13 protein-coding genes are annotated in these 16,463 nt (G+C 65.0%); 7 read left to right on the top strand and 6 right to left on the bottom strand.

Translation table 11 applies throughout. From position 1 onward, the window contains the following. Positions 1 to 37 precede the first annotated feature (37 nt). The 5 genes from infB (at position 38) to pnp (ending at position 7,022) form a co-directional block, all read left to right on the top strand. Entirely contained in the window at positions 38 to 2,968 is a 2,931-nt protein-coding gene (gene infB, locus V6B08_RS02410) for a translation initiation factor IF-2 (RefSeq protein WP_341977741.1), read from the top strand. 30 nt (positions 2,969 to 2,998) lie between these two features. Then, positions 2,999 to 3,442, top strand: a complete 444-nt coding sequence (rbfA, locus tag V6B08_RS02405; RefSeq protein ID WP_341977739.1) for a 30S ribosome-binding factor RbfA — start codon at positions 2,999 to 3,001, stop codon at positions 3,440 to 3,442. Beyond that, the gene (truB, locus tag V6B08_RS02400) at positions 3,439 to 4,374 is read left to right on the top strand and encodes a tRNA pseudouridine(55) synthase TruB (RefSeq protein ID WP_341977737.1); all 936 of its coding nucleotides are present in this window, start codon (positions 3,439 to 3,441) and stop codon (positions 4,372 to 4,374) included. Before rbfA ends, truB begins: the two co-directional genes overlap by 4 nt. Further along, a complete protein-coding gene (gene rpsO / locus V6B08_RS02395; protein WP_341977735.1) occupies positions 4,371 to 4,640 on the top strand; it encodes a 30S ribosomal protein S15 in 270 nt (89 codons plus the stop codon). Before truB ends, rpsO begins: the two co-directional genes overlap by 4 nt. A 240-nt stretch (positions 4,641 to 4,880) precedes the next feature. Continuing rightward, entirely contained in the window at positions 4,881 to 7,022 is a 2,142-nt protein-coding gene (gene pnp, locus V6B08_RS02390; RefSeq protein ID WP_341977733.1) for a polyribonucleotide nucleotidyltransferase, read from the top strand. A gap of 155 nt (positions 7,023 to 7,177) precedes the next feature. Here the strand turns inward: pnp and V6B08_RS02385 are convergent, their stop codons facing one another. Further along, the gene (locus V6B08_RS02385) at positions 7,178 to 7,771 is read right to left on the bottom strand and encodes a nitroreductase family protein (RefSeq protein ID WP_341977731.1); all 594 of its coding nucleotides are present in this window, start codon (positions 7,769 to 7,771) and stop codon (positions 7,178 to 7,180) included. 216 nt (positions 7,772 to 7,987) lie between these two features. Here V6B08_RS02385 and V6B08_RS02380 point away from each other — a divergent pair, with 216 nt between their 5' ends. Then, a complete protein-coding gene (locus V6B08_RS02380) occupies positions 7,988 to 9,061 on the top strand; it encodes a hypothetical protein (RefSeq protein ID WP_341977728.1) in 1,074 nt (357 codons plus the stop codon). A 210-nt stretch (positions 9,062 to 9,271) separates the two neighbouring features. Next, the gene (locus tag V6B08_RS02375; RefSeq protein WP_341977726.1) at positions 9,272 to 10,849 is read left to right on the top strand and encodes an alkaline phosphatase D family protein; all 1,578 of its coding nucleotides are present in this window, start codon (positions 9,272 to 9,274) and stop codon (positions 10,847 to 10,849) included. Here V6B08_RS02375 and V6B08_RS02370 read toward each other — a convergent pair. The 5 genes from V6B08_RS02370 to V6B08_RS02350 all read right to left on the bottom strand — a co-directional run bounded on the left by V6B08_RS02370 (position 10,839) and on the right by V6B08_RS02350 (position 16,420). Then, complete coding sequence (locus V6B08_RS02370; protein WP_341977724.1) at positions 10,839 to 11,273, bottom strand: PaaI family thioesterase; 435 nt, start codon at positions 11,271 to 11,273, stop codon at positions 10,839 to 10,841. The two genes, V6B08_RS02375 and V6B08_RS02370, sit on opposite strands and share 11 nt — an antisense overlap. Positions 11,274 to 11,618: 345 nt before the next feature. After that, positions 11,619 to 13,100: a tripartite tricarboxylate transporter permease gene (locus V6B08_RS02365; protein WP_341977722.1), complete on the bottom strand. Its 1,482-nt coding sequence runs from the start codon at positions 13,098 to 13,100 to the stop codon at positions 11,619 to 11,621. After that, on the bottom strand, positions 13,100 to 13,585 hold the full coding sequence (locus V6B08_RS02360) for a tripartite tricarboxylate transporter TctB family protein (RefSeq protein WP_341977720.1): 486 nt from the start codon (positions 13,583 to 13,585) through the stop codon (positions 13,100 to 13,102). Before V6B08_RS02360 ends, V6B08_RS02365 begins: the two co-directional genes overlap by 1 nt. A 10-nt stretch (positions 13,586 to 13,595) precedes the next feature. Next, positions 13,596 to 14,585 (bottom strand): Bug family tripartite tricarboxylate transporter substrate binding protein, encoded by a 990-nt coding sequence (locus V6B08_RS02355; protein ID WP_341977718.1) that lies wholly within the window; start codon positions 14,583 to 14,585, stop codon positions 13,596 to 13,598. Positions 14,586 to 14,653: 68 nt separating this feature from the next. After that, the gene (locus tag V6B08_RS02350) at positions 14,654 to 16,420 is read right to left on the bottom strand and encodes a sensor histidine kinase (RefSeq protein WP_341977716.1); all 1,767 of its coding nucleotides are present in this window, start codon (positions 16,418 to 16,420) and stop codon (positions 14,654 to 14,656) included. Positions 16,421 to 16,463 lie beyond the last annotated feature (43 nt).

Genomic DNA, 16,463 nt, shown 5'->3' with positions numbered 1-16,463 from the left:
ACGGATTGGATTCCGTGGTGGCGGAAGCGGATCAGGAATGAGCGATATTAACGAGCAGGATAAGGACAAGCTGGCGGGCCGCCCGAAGCGTCTTGAGTTGAAGAAGACGGTCGAGACGGGTCAGGTGCGCCAGAGCTTCAGCCACGGCCGCACCAAGGCCGTGACGGTGGAGGTGCGCAAGAAGCGCACCATTACGCCACCGGGAGGCGCCAAGCCTGCCGATGCCAAGCCGGAAACGGCTGCCGCGCCTGCGCCGCAGGCTGCCGCCCCGCGTCCGGCGCAGCCCGGCCCGGCTTTGCAGACGCGGCCGTCGCTGGCCGCCACCATTGCCGCCGCCGAGGCCGCCAAGGCCGCTGCCGAGCCGGATGCTGCGCCCGAGGTGATCGAGGCGGATGCCGCCCCGGCAGCCGCCGCGCCGCAGCCCGAGGTCAAGGCCGCCGCGCCGGCTTCTGCAATCCAGGCCCCTGCCGAGCCGCCGCGTCCCGCGCAGCCTTCGGCTGGCCCGCGCATGAGCGCCCCGGCGCAGCCGAATACGGCTGGTCCGCGCATGTCGGCACCCGCCACGGGTGAGGTGCGTGGCACGCGCGGTCCGCAGCGCAGCGCCGCGCCGCAGCGCCCGGCCTCGCCGCAGCGTCCCACCGGCATGGTGCTGAAGTCGCTGACCGAAGAGGAAAAGCAGCAGCGCGTGCGCGATGATGCGCTGCGTAACCGCGTTGGCGAAATGCGCCGCGCGGCCGAAGAGGACATGAAGAAGCGGCAGGACCACCTGTCGCGCGCTGTCGCTGAACGCGAAGCCGCCGCCCGCCGCGCCGCCGAAGAGGAAGCGCGCAAGAAGGCCGAGGAAGAAGCCCGCAAGCGGGCCGAGGCCGAGGCTGCGCGCCGGCTCAGCGAGCAGAACAAGCCCGCCTCTGCCACCACCGCCGATTCCGCCGCGCCCGCAGCCGCGCTGCCCGGCACGGGCCGCCCGGCGGCTGATCGCGATGACGAGGATGAAAGCGGCGCGCGCCGCAAGCCTGGTGCTGGCGCCAAGGCCGCACCGGCACGGCCGGCGCCGAGCAAGGCCCGCACCGGCGATGACCGCCGCCGCGGCAAGCTGACCATCACCGCCGCGTTGGACGACAACGAGCGCGTGCGCTCGGTGGCGTCCTTCCGCCGCCGCGTCGAGCGCGAGAAGCGCATGATGCAGCAGGCATCCGATGCGCCGCAGAAGGTGCTGCGCGATGTCGTGGTGCCGGAAAATATCACGGTGCAGGAACTGGCCAACCGTATGGCCGAACGCGCTGTGGACGTGATCCGCTCGCTGATGAAGATGGGCGTGATGGCGACAATCAACCAGGTTATCGATGCCGATACCGCCGAATTGCTGGTCGCCGAGTTCGGCCACCGCGTGCAGCGTGTGGCGGAATCCGACGTCGAAATCGGCCTCGTCGCCGAGCAGGATGATGAGGCAGTGCTGCTGCCGCGTCCGCCGGTGGTTACCATCATGGGCCACGTCGACCACGGCAAGACCTCGCTGCTCGATGCCTTGCGCGAAACCGATGTGGCCGGCGGCGAAGCCGGTGGCATCACACAGCATATCGGCGCTTACCAGGTGCACCTGAAGTCGGGCAAGGCGATCACCTTCCTCGACACGCCGGGCCACGAAGCCTTCACGCAGATGCGCGCCCGCGGCGCCAAGGCCACGGATATCGTGGTGCTGGTGGTTGCGGCTGACGACAGCGTGATGCCGCAGACCGTGGAAGCCATCCACCATGCCAAGGCGGCCAACGTGCCGATCGTGGTGGCGATCAACAAGTGCGACAAGCCGCAGGCCAATCCGGACAAGGTGCGCCGCGAACTGCTGCAGCATGGCATCGTGGTCGAACAGCTCGGCGGCGAAGTGCAGTCGGTGGAAGTCTCGGCCAAGGCCAAGACCAACCTCGATCAGCTCGAAGAGCAGATCCTGCTGCAGGCGGAAATCCTCGATCTCAAGGCCAATCCGGCCCGCCGCGCCGATGGCGTGGTGATCGAAGCCAAGCTGGAGCGCGGCCGTGGTTCGGTCGCCACCGTGCTGGTGCAGCGCGGCACCCTGCATGTCGGCGATGTGTTCGTGGCCGGCAATGCTTCGGGCCGCGTGCGTGCCCTGATCGACGACAAGGGCAAGAACGTGGTCGAAGCCGGCCCGGCCGTGCCGGTCGAAGTGCTCGGCCTGCAGGGTACGCCGGAAGCTGGCGATGAGTTCCAGGTGGTGGAAAACGAGGCCCGCGCCCGCGAGGTCGCCGAATTCCGTCAGCGCAAGCAGCGCGATGCCCGTGCCGCCCTCGGCGCGCGCGGCACGCTGGAGCAGATGTTCTCCAAGATCAAGGCCGGCGAGGTCAAGGAACTGCCCGTGGTGGTCAAGACCGACGTGCAGGGCTCGCTGGAAGCGATTATCGGCTCGGCGCAGAAGCTGGCCACCGAGGAAGTCTCCGTGCGCATCCTGCATGGTGCCGTGGGTGCGATCAGCGAAAGCGATATCGCCCTGGCGCAGGCCTCGGGTGGCATCATCATCGGCTTCAACGTCCGTGCCTCGAAGCAGGCGCGCGACCTGGCCGAGCGCGATGGCGTCGATATCCGCTACTACTCGATCATCTACAATGTGCTCGATGACCTGAAGGCGCTGCTCTCCGGCATGCTCGCGCCGACGGTGCGCGAGAACTTCCTCGGCTACGCCCAGATCCGCGAAGTGTTCAACATCACCAAGGTTGGCAAGGTCGCGGGCTGCATGGTCACTGAAGGCCTGGTCAAGCGCGGCGCCAAGGTGCGCCTGCTGCGCGACAACGTGGTGATCCACGAAGGCCAGCTTTCCACGCTGAAGCGCTTCAAGGACGATGTCCGCGAAGTGAAGCAGGGCATGGATTGCGGTATGTCGTTCGAGAATTACGACGACATCAAGCAGGGCGACATGATCGAGTGTTTCGAACTCGAGACGGTGGCGCGCCAGCTCTAAAGCCGGCGCGTTACTCTGCGGGAGCGTGACATGACACGACGCGGTAAAGGCGGTGGCGCTGCGGGCGGGGATGCGATCTCCGGCGGGCGCAGCCAGCGGCAATTGCGTGTCGGCGAGGAAATCCGCCACGTGCTGTCGGATGTGCTGCGCCAGGCGCATTTCCGCGATCCCGATCTCGATGGCCTGATCGTCACCGTGACGGAAGTGCGGGTCAGCCCCGATCTCAAGAATGCCACGGCCTTCGTGCTGCCGCTGGCAGGCGACGATGGCCCGAAAGTGGTCAAGGCGCTCACCCGCGCGCAAGTCTATATCCGTACGCTGGTGGCGCAGGAGATCAACCTGCGTTTCGCGCCGACGCTGTCCTTCAAGCTTGATACCAGCTTCGACAATGCCGGCCGCATCGATACCGTGCTGCACCGGCCCGAAGTGCGGGCCGATATCGATAAAGCGTCTGCTGACGACGAACAGTCGTGAGCCGCGTGCGTAAAGGCCGCCCGATCAGCGGCTGGATTATTCTCGACAAGCCGCTCGGCATGACTTCCACCCAGGCGGTGGCGGCAGTGCGGCGCCTGACCCAGGCGGCCAAGGCCGGCCATGGCGGCACGCTCGATCCGCTGGCTTCCGGCGTGCTGCCGATTGCCTTGGGCGAGGCGACCAAGACCGTCGCCTATGCCATGGGCGCGGCCAAGGTCTACCGGTTCATCGTGCAATGGGGCAGCGCCACCAGCACCGACGACAAGGAAGGCGAGATAGTCGCCACTTCCGATACCCGGCCGACCGAAGCCGCGATCCGCGCCCTGCTGCCCGGTTTCACCGGCGAGATCATGCAGCGGCCGCCGGCCTATTCGGCCCTCAAGATTCATGGCCGCCGCGCCTATGACCTGGCACGCAAGGGCGAGGATGTGGTGCTGGAACCCCGCCCAATCCGCATAGACCGCCTGGAACTCGTTGAAATAATTGATGAAAACCAGGCGCTTTTCGAGGTCGCCTGCGGCAAGGGAGCCTATATTCGCTCGCTCGCCCGGGATTTCGGGGAACGGCTCGGCTGCCATGGCCATGTCGCCATGCTGCGCCGCGAACAGGTCGGCAAATTCCGCGCAGAGCGGGCTTTTTCGCTGGATTCGCTAAGCGATCTATGCCAAAAGGGCGCCGCGTCAGAATACCTGTTACCGATTGAGACCGCGCTGGACGACATCCCGGCCCTGGTCGTGACCGGACCTCAGGCCGAACGTCTCAGACATGGCCAGAGCATACGGGTTATCTGCACGGGCTTACCGCTTCCCCCAGAAGGTGAGCTGCTGGTCAAAGCCGATGGCAAGCCCGTCGGCATCGGCCAGCGCATCGCCGATGAAGTCAGGCCCGTGCGGCTTTTTAACCACCATGATGTCGCGGAGTTGAAAACATGACCATTACCGCAGAGCGCAAGAAGGCTCTCGTCGCTGAATACGCCACCAAGTCGGGCGACACCGGTTCGCCGGAAGTCCAGGTGGCCCTGCTCACCGAGCGCATCAACAATCTTTCCGACCACTTCAAGGCCCATGGCAAGGATGTGCATTCCCGCCGCGGCCTGCTGATGATGGTTTCCAAGCGCCGCAGCCTGCTCGACTACCTGAAGAAGGTCGACGCGCCGCGCTACGACAAGCTGATCCAGCGTCTGGGTCTGCGCAAGTAATCAGGATGATGGCCGCTGGCATCGCATTGTTGCGCTCCGGCGGTCAGCCCTCGGATTGGTTCGGTGACGCCCGGTGCTGCGTGAAGCAGCATCGGGCGTTGTCCGTTTAACCGGCCGGGGAGAACAACGGGCGGGGATGGGCCCTGCCCGGGGTTCAACGAAGCACGGGGCGATGGGCGCCGCCGTGCTGAGGGCACCTGTCAGGGACAGGCCAGCCCTTATAGGTAAGGAAGAACAACCATGTTCAATATCCACAAGACCGAACTGATGTGGGGTGGGCGCAAGCTCACCATCGAAACGGGCAAGATCGCCCGCCAGGCCGATGGCGCCGTGCTGGTGACCTATGGCGAAACCACCGTGCTCTGCACCGCCGTTGCGGCGAAGTCCCCCAAGCCGGGCGTCGACTTCTTCCCGCTCACCGTGAACTACCAGGAAAAGACCTTCGCCGCCGGCAAGATCCCGGGTGGCTTCTTCAAGCGTGAAGGCCGTCCGAGCGAGAAGGAGACGCTGGTCTCCCGCCTGATCGACCGTCCGATCCGCCCGCTCTTCGCCGAAGGCTTCCGCAATGAGACCCAGGTGGTCTGCACCGTGCTGGCGCATGACCTGGAGAACGATCCCGATGTCGTCGCCATGGTTGGCGCCTCTGCCGCGCTGACCATTTCGGGCATCCCGTTCATGGGCCCGGTCGGCGCCGCCCGCGTCGGCTATATCGATGGCCAGTTCGTGCTCAACCCGACCACCAAGCAGGTCGCCGAGAGCAAGCTCGATCTCGTCGTCGCCGGTACCGACAAGGCCGTGCTGATGGTGGAATCGGAAGCGCAGCAGTTGCCGGAAGACGTGATGCTCGGCGCCGTGATGTTCGGCCACCAGCATTTCCAGCCGGTGATTCAGGCGATCATCGGCCTGGCCGAGCGCGCCGCCAAGGAGCCGATGCCGCTGTCCGAGCGCACCGGTTACGAAGCCGCGCTGAAGAAGCTGGAAGACTCCGGCATCGAGGCCGAGCTGCGCGTCGCCTACGAAGAGAAGGTGAAGCAGGCCCGCTACGCCAAGGTCGGCGAAGTGAAGAAGAAGGCCAAGGCGCTGTTCGCCGAGGGCGAAGCCAATCCGGTCGACGTCTCCGACGCCTTCAAGGATCTGGAAGCCAAGGTGGTGCGCTTCAACATCCTGGATACCGGCCTGCGCATCGATGGCCGCGACACCAAGACCGTGCGCCCGATCGTTGCCGAAATCGGCATCCTGCCGCGCGCTCATGGCGCTGCCCTGTTCACCCGCGGCGAAACCCAGGCGCTGGTCGTTACCACGCTGGGCACCGGTTCGGATGAGCAGATCATCGACGCGCTGGACGGCGAATATCGCGAAAGCTTCATGCTGCATTACAACTTCCCCCCCTACTCGGTGGGTGAAGCCGGCCGCATGGGCTCGCCGGGCCGCCGCGAAATCGGCCACGGCAAGCTGGCCTGGCGCGCCGTGCGTCCGCTGCTGCCCAGCAAGACCGATTTCCCCTACACCATCCGCGTGGTGTCGGAAATCACCGAGTCGAACGGCTCCTCCTCGATGGCCACCGTCTGCGGCACCTCGCTGGCGCTGATGGATGCTGGTGTGCCGATGAAGGCGCCGGTTGCTGGCATCGCCATGGGCCTGATCCTGGAAGGCGAGCGTTTCGCCGTGTTGTCCGACATCCTGGGTGATGAAGATCATCTCGGCGACATGGACTTCAAGGTGGCCGGTACTGCCGAGGGCGTGACCTCGCTGCAGATGGACATCAAGATCGCCGGCATCACCGAAGAGATCATGAAGGTGGCCCTCAATCAGGCCCAGGCCGGCCGCCTGCATATCCTCGGCGAGATGGCCAAGGCCATCACCGAGAACCGCACTGGCGTGAAGGCCACCGCGCCGCGCATCACCACCTTCACCATCCCGAAGGACAAGATCCGCGAAGTGATCGGTTCCGGCGGCAAGGTGATCCGCGAGATCGTGGAGAAGACCGGCTGCAAGATCGACATCGAGGATGATGGCACGATCAAGGTCGCGTCCACCGACGAGACCGCGTCGGAAGCCGCGATCAACTGGATCAAGTCGATTGCCTCCGAGCCGGAAGTCGGCGTGATCTACAAGGGCAAGGTCGTGAAGATCGTCGATTTCGGCGCCTTCGTGAACTTCTTCGGCGCCCGCGATGGCCTGGTGCATGTGTCGGAAATGGCGCCGCGCCGCGTCAACAAGCCGAGCGATGTGGTCCAGGAAGGCCAGGAAGTGCGCGTCAAGGTGCTCGGCATCGACGAGCGCGGCAAGGTCCGCCTGTCGATGAAGGTGGTCGATCAGGCCACTGGCGAAGACCTCACCAACAAGCCGCGCGCTGAAGGCGACGCCGCCGACGGCGAGTAAGTTTCCACCTCTGTGGAATGACGAAGGGCCGGGAGCAATCCCGGCCCTTTTTTTGTTTGGCTGCGATGAAAGACGAAATGGGACCCTCGCTTCCGCGAGGGTGACAAAAGTCTGGAGTCATACCGGCGAAAGCCGGTACCCCATTTTTTAGGTATTCACCCCGGCCAGCCACCCTCGAAGGCGGTCTCGTTCAGCGGGCGGCGGCCGTTCGGCCCTTCGCGGGCGGCCAGCGCTTCCGGCAGGATCGACTTGTCGCCGAGGCGGCCGATCACGATGCCGGCTTCCACGCGCCAATCCTCGGGCAGTTTCAATTCCTTGGCGGCGCGGGCGAGGTCGAAGCCGACGATGCCATGCGCGATCCAGTTCAGCATCGTCGCCTGCAGGGCCAGGTTGGCCCAGGCGGCGCCGCTGTCGTAGCTCTGGGTCTTGGAGGTCATCTCCTGGCCGCCCGGCGGCGTGAAGGTCGGCTTGGAAGCCACCACCACGATGGCGGCGGCGTTCTTCGCCCAGGTCTGGTTATGCTCGTTGAGCAGGCTGAGGAAAAGCGGCCACGGCGCGGTGTCGCGGCGGGCATAGAACAGGCGCCAGGGCTGGGAATTATAGGCCGAGGGTGCCCAGCGCGCCGCCTCGAACAGGGTCATCAGCTCCGGCACCGGGATCGCCTCGCCGGTGAAGGCGCGGGGCGAGAAGCGCTTGAGGAAGATCGGGTCGATCGGGTGATCGGCCGTGCGGCTGTTGGCTTGTGTCATGGGTGACCCTTGGACGGATTGATGGAACGGGGTTATCTACTTTAAGCGTGGTGCGCGTGGCCGGCCAAGGCCCCGGAACCCATGGAAAGGCTTTTGTTAACCATGAATAAACCGCTGGTCTGCTTGATATATCCGGCGAAAGTCCGATTGCCCTATTCCTGCCCAGATCGTGCCCTTTATTAAGGGCCAGGACGCAGCGGACCAAGGAGGCCGTACATGCGGATCGAGCGGACCCATTTTACCCATGGCGCGTTGGCGACCCTGCTGGCGCCAGCGCTGCTGGCTGGCCTGCTGGCGGGGGCTGCCCCGGCGCGCGCGCAGCTGCTGAGCGGTGACAGCCAGGACGAGGCCGAGGCGGGCGACAATGCGCCGCTGACCGTGCGCGGCAAATACGCAGCTGGTGAACTCAACGCCGAGTGGGAAGCCATGGTGGAAGATGGCCGTCCGGCACGCATCGTCGAGTGGCGCCATTATGGCCAGCATGGCGATGCCAATGTGGTGTTCGATTTTCATCGTGGCAATCTGATGCATTACGGCGAACAGAGCCGCCGCGTTGCCGGCCAGGCCGGTGTCGCCGATGGCTATCGCAAGATCACGCTGAATCTGAAATTCAATTCCGAAGGCCGCTATGTCGGTGGCCGCAAGCAGGTCGATGGCATCGACACCGAGCCGGACGAGCCGGAGATCCAGGCTGCCATGGCGCAGGCCCGCGCCGCGCTGGAGCGCCTTGCCGCTACCAAGAGCGGCTGGTCCGAGCGCGGCAGCATGACCAGCTTCAGCCGCCAGGCAACGCGCCCGACAGTGCCGCCGCCGCCCGCGCCGCCGCAGGAGCGCACGCGGCCAGGCGAAGTCGCTTTCCGCTGTGCCGAGGGCCTGCGCGTCGTGCTCGGCGCACCGACCCTGGTTGGTAACCGCCAGGCCGATAGCCTTGTCGTGGAACAGGAAGGCCGCCCGCCGGCGCCGCTGCTGCGCCAGCCGCCCGATGGCCGCTATGAATTCCTTGGCCGTGGCTGGGCAGCAACGCGCTTCGGCGACACCATCCAGCTTGAAAGCGCTGGTGGCCAGGCCTGGACCTGCCATGTCGTGATAGCAGTGCCGCCGGCTTCCGATGTGCCGGTGGGCAATCCCAGCGCCCCGGCTTCCGATCTGCGCTCGAGCAATGACCGCCCGGGCAACGACAGGGATATCCTGCGCAGCCGCAGCAACGGCGCGGCCACGTCGCTGGCACCGACCAATACCAACAGCGACATGCCGCTGCCGACGATCAGCATCCCCGGCCCGCGTCGCTGATGCGACGCGGTGGCAGCATCCCCGGCCCGTGCCGCTAGCGCGTATATAACCGCGCGGTAAACCCCGTTGCGCGTTACGGCGCGCGTGGCGCATCATCGCGCCATGCAAGTGACGCCTAAACAGACACCACACATACAGGCGCCCCCCATACAGGCGACCCCAATACAGGCAACTCGGCGGCAATTCTTCCGCACGGCATTGCTCGCGCCATTGGCGACGGCCTGTGCCGCCACGTCCAATGCGCGCGGCCGTTTCAGTCATGGTGTTGCCAGCGGCGATCCTGATGCGGAAAGCCTGCTGCTGTGGACGCGCTATCTGCCCGATGATGGCGGCAGCGTCGTGCTGGAGTGGCAGGTGGCGCGCGATGCCGGTTTCACGCAACTGCTCGCCAGCGGCAAGGTGGAAGCATCGCCGACGCGCGATCATTGCGCCAAGGCGATTGCCAGCAGCCTGCCATCCGACAGCATCGTGCATTACCGCTTTCGCGCACCTGACGGCCAAATCTCGGCAACGGGCCGTGGCCGCACGCTGCCGGCCAGCGGTGAACGCGCCATGACGCTTGCAGTATTCGCCTGCGCCAATATCGGCTTCGGCTATTTCAGTGCCTATGCCCATGCGGCGGCGCGCGACGACATCGACCTGCTGCTGCATCTCGGCGACTATATCTACGAACTGCAATTCGGCGCCTATCCCAATGCTGCGCAGCGCGCACCGGGACGCGACACGCTCGATCCGCCGCATGAAATCATTGCGCTTGGGGATTACCGCCGCCGCTATGCCTTCTATCGCGCCGATGCCGATCTGCAGGCGCTGCATGCGCGCCACAGCATGATGGCGATCTGGGATGATCATGAATTTGCCAACGATACCTGGCGGCAGGGCGCGCAGAATCACCAGGCCAATGAAGGGCCATGGGAAGCACGCCGCGATGCCGCGTGCCAGGCTTATTATGAATGGCTGCCGATCCGCGATGCGGATGTGCTTTATCGCCAGGTCAAGCTCGGGGCGCTGGCTGATCTGATTCTGCTCGATACCAGGCTGATTGGCCGCGACCGCCAGGCGTCAGTGCCGCGCGAATTGTTCACTGCCGCCCCGGACTCGGCCGAATATGCCCGCGCCATGGCGCGCTATCGCCAGCAATTGCACGATCCCTCGCGTCAGATGCTGGGGGCGGCGCAGGAAGCCTGGCTCGATCAGGCCTTGGCGCAATCAGCGCAACGTGGCGCGCGCTGGCAGATCGTGGCGCAGCAGGTGCTGGTGGGCGACCGCCCGACGCCGCCGCAGCTCGCCGGCATGCTTCCCAGTGAGGCTTCCGCTGCCTTGCGCCTGGGTCTTGAGCGCCGGCCGTTGATCGCTGCCCAGGGCCTCACCACGCAGCCCGATTCCTGGCCCGGCTACATGGCGGCGCGCACGCGTTTTCTCGCAAGCCTGGCGCGGCCCGGCCAGCATGCCGTGTTGCTCGCCGGCGACACCCATAATGCCTGGGCCTATGATCACAAAATACAGGGCCGCCATGTGGCGGAATTCGGCACACCCGGGGTCTGCTCACCGGGGCTGGAAACCAGCATTCCCATCGCACCGGCCACTGTCGCTGCTGCTATGCGCGGCGCCAATCCGGATATGGTGTGGTGCGATACCGCGCATCGCGGCTATATGAGCCTCACGGTTTCCCGTGAAACCGCACGCGCCACCTGGCATCTGTTCGACAGCATCCGCCACCGCGAAGCCAAGGCCTCTACTGAAAGCAGCCTCACCGCCCGCGCCGAGGCGCGTGGCGTCACACTTTAGGCGGGAGCAGCTTGAAGCTGGCGGTGCAGCGCGCGAGCGTCTGGCCGCGCGCCACCAGGTCGCTGACCACGGTGCCGTAATCGCCGTCCCGCGTTACCTCGATCTGGTGGCCCTCGATCCAGGCGCCCATCACGGCAGGCCGCAGGTATTTCAGCTTCAGGTCGGTGGTGATCACCCGCATGCCGGGGAAGGCATGATGGATGAAGCCGGCCATATGCGTGTCGGCCAGAGTCGCCAGGAAGCCGCCATGGCCGGTGCCGTGGCGGTTGCCATGCTTGTGGCGCAGATGGATGCCCCAGACCGGCGGCTTGCCGGCTTCCTCGCGGATATAGAATTTGCCGAGGCGGGCGAAGAATTCCGAAACCGGCATGGCGCGTTTGAAGCCGGGCGGAATCGGATCGGGCAGCGGGTGGTGGCGAGGCATATGCTTTTTTTGCCTCCGGAACCGCGCTTGTAAAGCATCGGGCGGCGGCAAAAGAAAAAGGGCGGCGCCTCTGCAATGCGCCGCCCTTTCAAGTGGGGGAGGAATAAACTCGATCAAGACGATTGGCGGGGCGCTGGCTTCAGCGGACCGGGGGGGACGGGGCTGAAGTGGGGGGGAACGCTGCGCACCCGCCAATCGCTTGATGATGTGAATATAGGGGCTGCCTGTCTCTGGCGCCGTGATGGTGATCACGAATCGTAACAAGACAGGGTCTGGGCGAAGCGGCGGCTGTATTCGCGCTCTGTGCGCCCGGAAACAGAGTCTGAAACGCCGGAAATCTAACGTTTATTTCCGGAACAGGCGCAGCAGCGGGGGCAGCAGCAGCAGGGCGGCGGCGATGCAGAGCAGGCTGGCCGAGAGCGGTCGGGTCAGAAAAACGCTCATGTCGCCGCCGGAAATGGTCATGGCGCGGCGGAATTCCTGCTCGGCGAAGGGGCCGAGGATCATGCCAATGATGGTCGGCGCGGCGGGGAAGTCGAAGCGCCGCATCAAGTAGCCGATGAAGCCAATGATATAGAGCAGGATCAGGTCCACCGCCGACTGGCTGATGCCATAGGTGCCGATGGTGGCGAAGACCAGGATGCCGCCATAGAGCCACGGCGTCGGGATGGTGAGGATCTTGGCCCACAGCCCGACCAGCGGCAGGTTCAGCACCAGCAGGATGACATTGCCGACATAGAGCGAGGCGATCAGGCCCCATACCAGTTCGGGCTGGCTTTGCAGCAGCAGCGGCCCTGGATTGATGCCGTAGCTGGTGAAGGCGGAAAGCATGATCGCGGCGGTGGCCGAAGTCGGCAAACCAAGCGCCAGCATCGGCACCAGCACGCCGGCGGCCGAGGCGTTGTTCGCCGCTTCCGGCCCGGCCACGCCCTCGATGGCGCCCTGGCCGAATTCCTCCGGATGCTTGGAGAGTTTCTTCTCAGTGTAATAGCTCAGGAAGGTCGGCACCTCGGCGCCACCGGCCGGCAAGGCGCCAAACGGAAAGCCAATGAAGGAACCGCGCAGCCACGGTTTCCACGACCGCTTCCAGTCTTCCTTGGTCATCCAGGCGCGACCTTTAAGCTGCAGCGCCTCTTCGTCTTTCTGCAATGGCCGCGCCGCGAGATACAGCGTCTCGCCGACCGCGAACAGGCCGACCGCGACGACGATGACATTGATGCCATCGAGCAGCTCGAGGATGCCGAAGGTGAAACGCGCCTGGCCGGTCTGCAGGTCGATGCCGATCAGGCCAAGCAGAATGCCAAGCGCCAAAGACGTGAGGCCGCGCAGCACCGAAGCACCCAGCACCGCCGAGACCGCGATGAAGGCCACGATCATCAGCGAGAAATAATCCGCCGGTCCAAATTTCAGTGCGAATTCCACCAGCGGCGGGGCAAGAAATGTCAGGCCCAATGTGCCGATGGTGCCGGCGACGAAGCTGCCGATGGCGGCCGTTGCCAGGGCTGCCGCCGCGCGGCCGCGCTTGGCCATCTTGTGGCCTTCCAATGCCGTGATGATGGTGGCGCTTTCGCCCGGCGTGTTGAGCAGGATCGAGGTGGTCGAGCCGCCATACATGGCGCCATAATAGATGCCGGCAAAGAGTATGAACGCGGCAGTGGCCGGCACGTGAAACGTGATCGGCAGCAACAGTGCGATGGTCAGCGCCGGACCTAAGCCCGGTAGCACGCCGACGGCAGTGCCGAGCGTGACGCCAACCAGCGCCCAGAGCAGGTTCATCGGCTGTAAGGCAACGCCGAAGCCATGCATCAGTAGCTGGAGCGTATCCATCAGAGGAAATTCTCCCAAAGACTGCCGATGCCGATATTGATGCCGAGGGCGCGGGCGAAACCGAAATAGGCAATCGCCGCGAAAGCCGCGCCGATGGCGCAATCCATCAGCGGGCGGCGGCTGCCGAAAGCGCGCGCGGTGCAGAAAAACAGCAGGGTGGAGGCGACGATGAAGCCGAGCCAGTCGATCAGCGCCGCATTCGCCACCAGGCCGAGCCCGAGCCAGAGCACGGCGCGCCATTGCAGCGGCACATTCTCTTCTTCCGGCGTTACCCAGTTGCCGCGCCAGGCTTCCACCAGCAGCGCCAGCCCCAACAGCAGCAGCATGGTGCTGGCGGCAAAGGCCATCACGGTGGGGCCGACCTGGGCATAGGCCGGAGATACCGGGATGCGCCGCGTCTGATCAAAGGACACGGCACTCAAAACCAGGACGCCGATGGCGACCAGGCTTTCCGCTCTCAGCAACCGCTGCATGGTACTCGACATGCCGGGCCGCTTAGCCGAGGCCCAGTTCCTTCAGGATATCGCCGATGCGGGCGATCTCGCTGGTGATGTACTTGGCGTAATCGTCACCGGCGAGGAAGATGTCGGTCCAGTCGCGCGCGGTAAGCTGTTCCTTCCAGGCCGCCGACTGGTTCATCTTGCGCATCAGGTCGATCATTGCCGCGCGGTCGGCATCCTTCACGCCCGGCGGGGCGAACACGCCGCGCCAGTTGAACAGTTCCACATCGATGCCCTGTTCCTTGATGGTCGGGATATCGATGCCGGCCTGGCGCTTGTCGGCCGAGATGCCGAGCGCGCGCAGCTTGCCGGCCTTGATCTGCTCGGCGAATTCGCCATAGCCGGAAATGCCGCAGGTGACCTGCGCGCCGAGCAAAGCCGCCTGGGCCGGGCCGCCGCCAGCATAGGCGACATAAGCCACCTTTTTCGGATCGCCGCCGACCGCCTTGGCGATCATGCCGGCGAGGATATGGTCGGTGCCGCCGGCCGAGCCGCCGGCCCAGGAAACCTTGGCCGGATCGGCCTTGAAGGCGGCGGCCAGGTCGGCCATCGACTTGAGCGGCGAGGTCGCCGGCACCACCACCACTTCGAATTCGCCAGTAAGGCGGGCCACCGGCACGGTCTGCGTCATGCTCACCGGAGACTTGTTGGTGATCAGTGCACCGACCATCACCATGCCGGCAACCATCAGCGCGTTGCTCTGGCCTTTCCACTGATTGACGAATTGCGGCAGGCCGACCGCGCCGCCGGCGCCGCCGACATTGGTCACCTGCGCGCCCTTGATCAGGCCGCCGGTCTTCAGCGCCTGCTCGATGCTGCGCGCGGTCTGGTCCCAGCCGCCGCCAGGATTGGCCGGCACGAACAGCTTGAGGTTATCGATCGCCTGGGCGCGGGCGGGCAGGGCAGGCAGCGTGCCGAGCGCGGAACCGGCGCCGAGCGCCATCGAGGTGGTGACGAACTGACGGCGCGAAATGGCGAGCGGCATGATTCTGTTTCTCCCTGAAGCGCCCGTTTATCCAATATTTATGGGCTTTTGGCGCTGATGAGCGGAGCCTAATCCGCGCCCAGGCCGGATGCAAGCGAGGCGCTGGTTTCCAATGCCGGAAAGCTGAAGCGCACCGTGGTACCACTGCCCTGACGGCTTTCGAGAGCGAAGCGGCCACCTTGCAGTTCGACCAGATTGCGGCTGATCGCCAAGCCAAGGCCGGTGCCGCCCTTGAAGCGCGCCTTGTGCGCATCGCCACGCTGGAAGGGCTCGAAGGCATGGGCGATTTCCTGTTCACTCATGCCGAAGCCGGTATCGGCCACCGTCACCGTCACTTGTCCGTCCTGCAGGTCGCAGCGCAGCGTGACATTGCCGCCGGGGCGATTGAACTTCACAGCATTGCTCAAGAGGTTCAGCAATACCTGGGTCAGCGCGCGGCGGTCGGCATAGACCAAATGCTTGCCGGGCAGCAAGGTAAGGGTCACGCCTTCGCTCTGCGCCGTCGGTGCTACCATCGCCACCGCTTCCGTCATCAGCGCGTCGATCTCCAGCCGTTCCGGGGCGAAGATCATCTTGCCGGCATCGATCTTGGAGAGATCGAGAATGTCGTTCACCAGTTTGAGCAGATGCTGGCCGGAGCGGTGGATATTGGTGATGTATTCCTGCTGGCGCGGCGTCATCGGCCCGAGATAGCCGGCTTCCAGCATTTCGGAAAAGCCCAGGATGGCGTTCAGCGGCGTACGCAATTCGTGGCTCATATTAGCCAGGAACTGGCTTTTGGCCTTGTTGGCGCGCTCAGCCGCTTCGCGCTCCTGGATCAGGCGGCGCTCGGTCTCCTTCAGCGCCGTGATGTCGATGGCTGCCGTCACCACGCCCATCGGCTCGCCAGCGGAATCGCGCACCACCGATTTGCTCAGCCAGTAGATTTTCTGCTTGCCGCTATCGGCATCGCGCCAGTGCCATTCCTGGTCGATCACCACATCCTTGTTGAACAGCACGGCGCGGTCGCCGCGCTCGATCGGCAGCGCCAGGTCGGGCGGCGCGATTTCCGAAAGCTTCTTGCCGATGATCGGCGCATCGCCATAGCCCAGTACCTGACGGCTGCGGCGATTGATGAGCTGGTACTGCAGATCGCGGTCCTTGTAATGCACCACTGCCTGCACCGTGTCGATCACCGCCTGCACCAGTGCCAGCGCATCATCCTTGGCCCGCGCGCTCTGGGTCATGGCGCGGTGGGCATCGTCGAATTCCAGCAGCACCAGGCCGATGCCGGTGGCCAGGTTGACCAGCAGCGAGATGATGAACGGCCATTCCGCCGTGGGCGGACCGCCCTGCTGTTGCGCCACCGCCACATAGATCAGCGTATTCAGCGAGCGCAGGATCAGCAGCAGGCCAAGGCCGATATAGAGCACGCTGCGGCGATGGGTCAGCAGCAGCGCGCCGCCATAGAGCTGCACCAGCAGCAGGGCGATGCCTGGCGCGGCAAAATAGGCGGCGGGATAGATCGTCATGAGCCCAATCACCGCCAAGGTGATGGCGCCGGTGAGCGCCAGGGCGGCGGTGAGATTGGAGGGCAGGTTGAGATGGTGGCGGATGCCGAAAGCCAGCAGCACGCCGAAGCCCTGCTGCATCAGCACCACCAGGAAGGCGTAGAGCAGATTGCCGCGCCAGTCGGCATAACCGAATAGCAGGAAGTTGATCGACAAAGCGACATGGGCCGCTGCCCAATAGGCAAGATGCGGCCGTTTCTCTCGCAACCGCAGCTGCACCAGAAGGCACAAAGCCGCGATCAGCAATGTCACTAACGCGGCGGCCAATGCGCCATACTGGCCCATGAATTTCTTTCCCCCGCAGCTTTATGGTTTGATTATGGCTTCG

The sequence above is a fragment of the Ferrovibrio sp. MS7 genome (assembly GCF_038404985.1).
GTDB classification, from domain to species: Bacteria; Pseudomonadota; Alphaproteobacteria; order Ferrovibrionales; family Ferrovibrionaceae; genus Ferrovibrio; species Ferrovibrio plantarum.
The sequence above is the reverse complement of the archived record's forward strand: the minus strand, read 5'-3'. Positions and strand labels throughout refer to the sequence as shown.

Coding starts and splice junctions, on each gene's coding strand:
- rbfA (WP_341977739.1), top strand. CDS start 2,999: ATGACACGACGCGGTAAAGGCGGTGGCGCTGCGGGCGGGGATGCGATC.
- V6B08_RS02385 (WP_341977731.1), bottom strand. CDS start 7,771: ATGACACAAGCCAACAGCCGCACGGCCGATCACCCGATCGACCCGATC.
- V6B08_RS02365 (WP_341977722.1), bottom strand. CDS start 13,100: ATGGATACGCTCCAGCTACTGATGCATGGCTTCGGCGTTGCCTTACAG.
- V6B08_RS02360 (WP_341977720.1), bottom strand. CDS start 13,585: ATGTCGAGTACCATGCAGCGGTTGCTGAGAGCGGAAAGCCTGGTCGCC.
- pnp (WP_341977733.1), top strand. CDS start 4,881: ATGTTCAATATCCACAAGACCGAACTGATGTGGGGTGGGCGCAAGCTC.
- V6B08_RS02370 (WP_341977724.1), bottom strand. CDS start 11,273: ATGCCTCGCCACCACCCGCTGCCCGATCCGATTCCGCCCGGCTTCAAA.
- infB (WP_341977741.1), top strand. CDS start 38: ATGAGCGATATTAACGAGCAGGATAAGGACAAGCTGGCGGGCCGCCCG.
- V6B08_RS02355 (WP_341977718.1), bottom strand. CDS start 14,585: ATGCCGCTCGCCATTTCGCGCCGTCAGTTCGTCACCACCTCGATGGCG.
- V6B08_RS02380 (WP_341977728.1), top strand. CDS start 7,988: ATGCGGATCGAGCGGACCCATTTTACCCATGGCGCGTTGGCGACCCTG.
- rpsO (WP_341977735.1), top strand. CDS start 4,371: ATGACCATTACCGCAGAGCGCAAGAAGGCTCTCGTCGCTGAATACGCC.
- V6B08_RS02350 (WP_341977716.1), bottom strand. CDS start 16,420: ATGGGCCAGTATGGCGCATTGGCCGCCGCGTTAGTGACATTGCTGATC.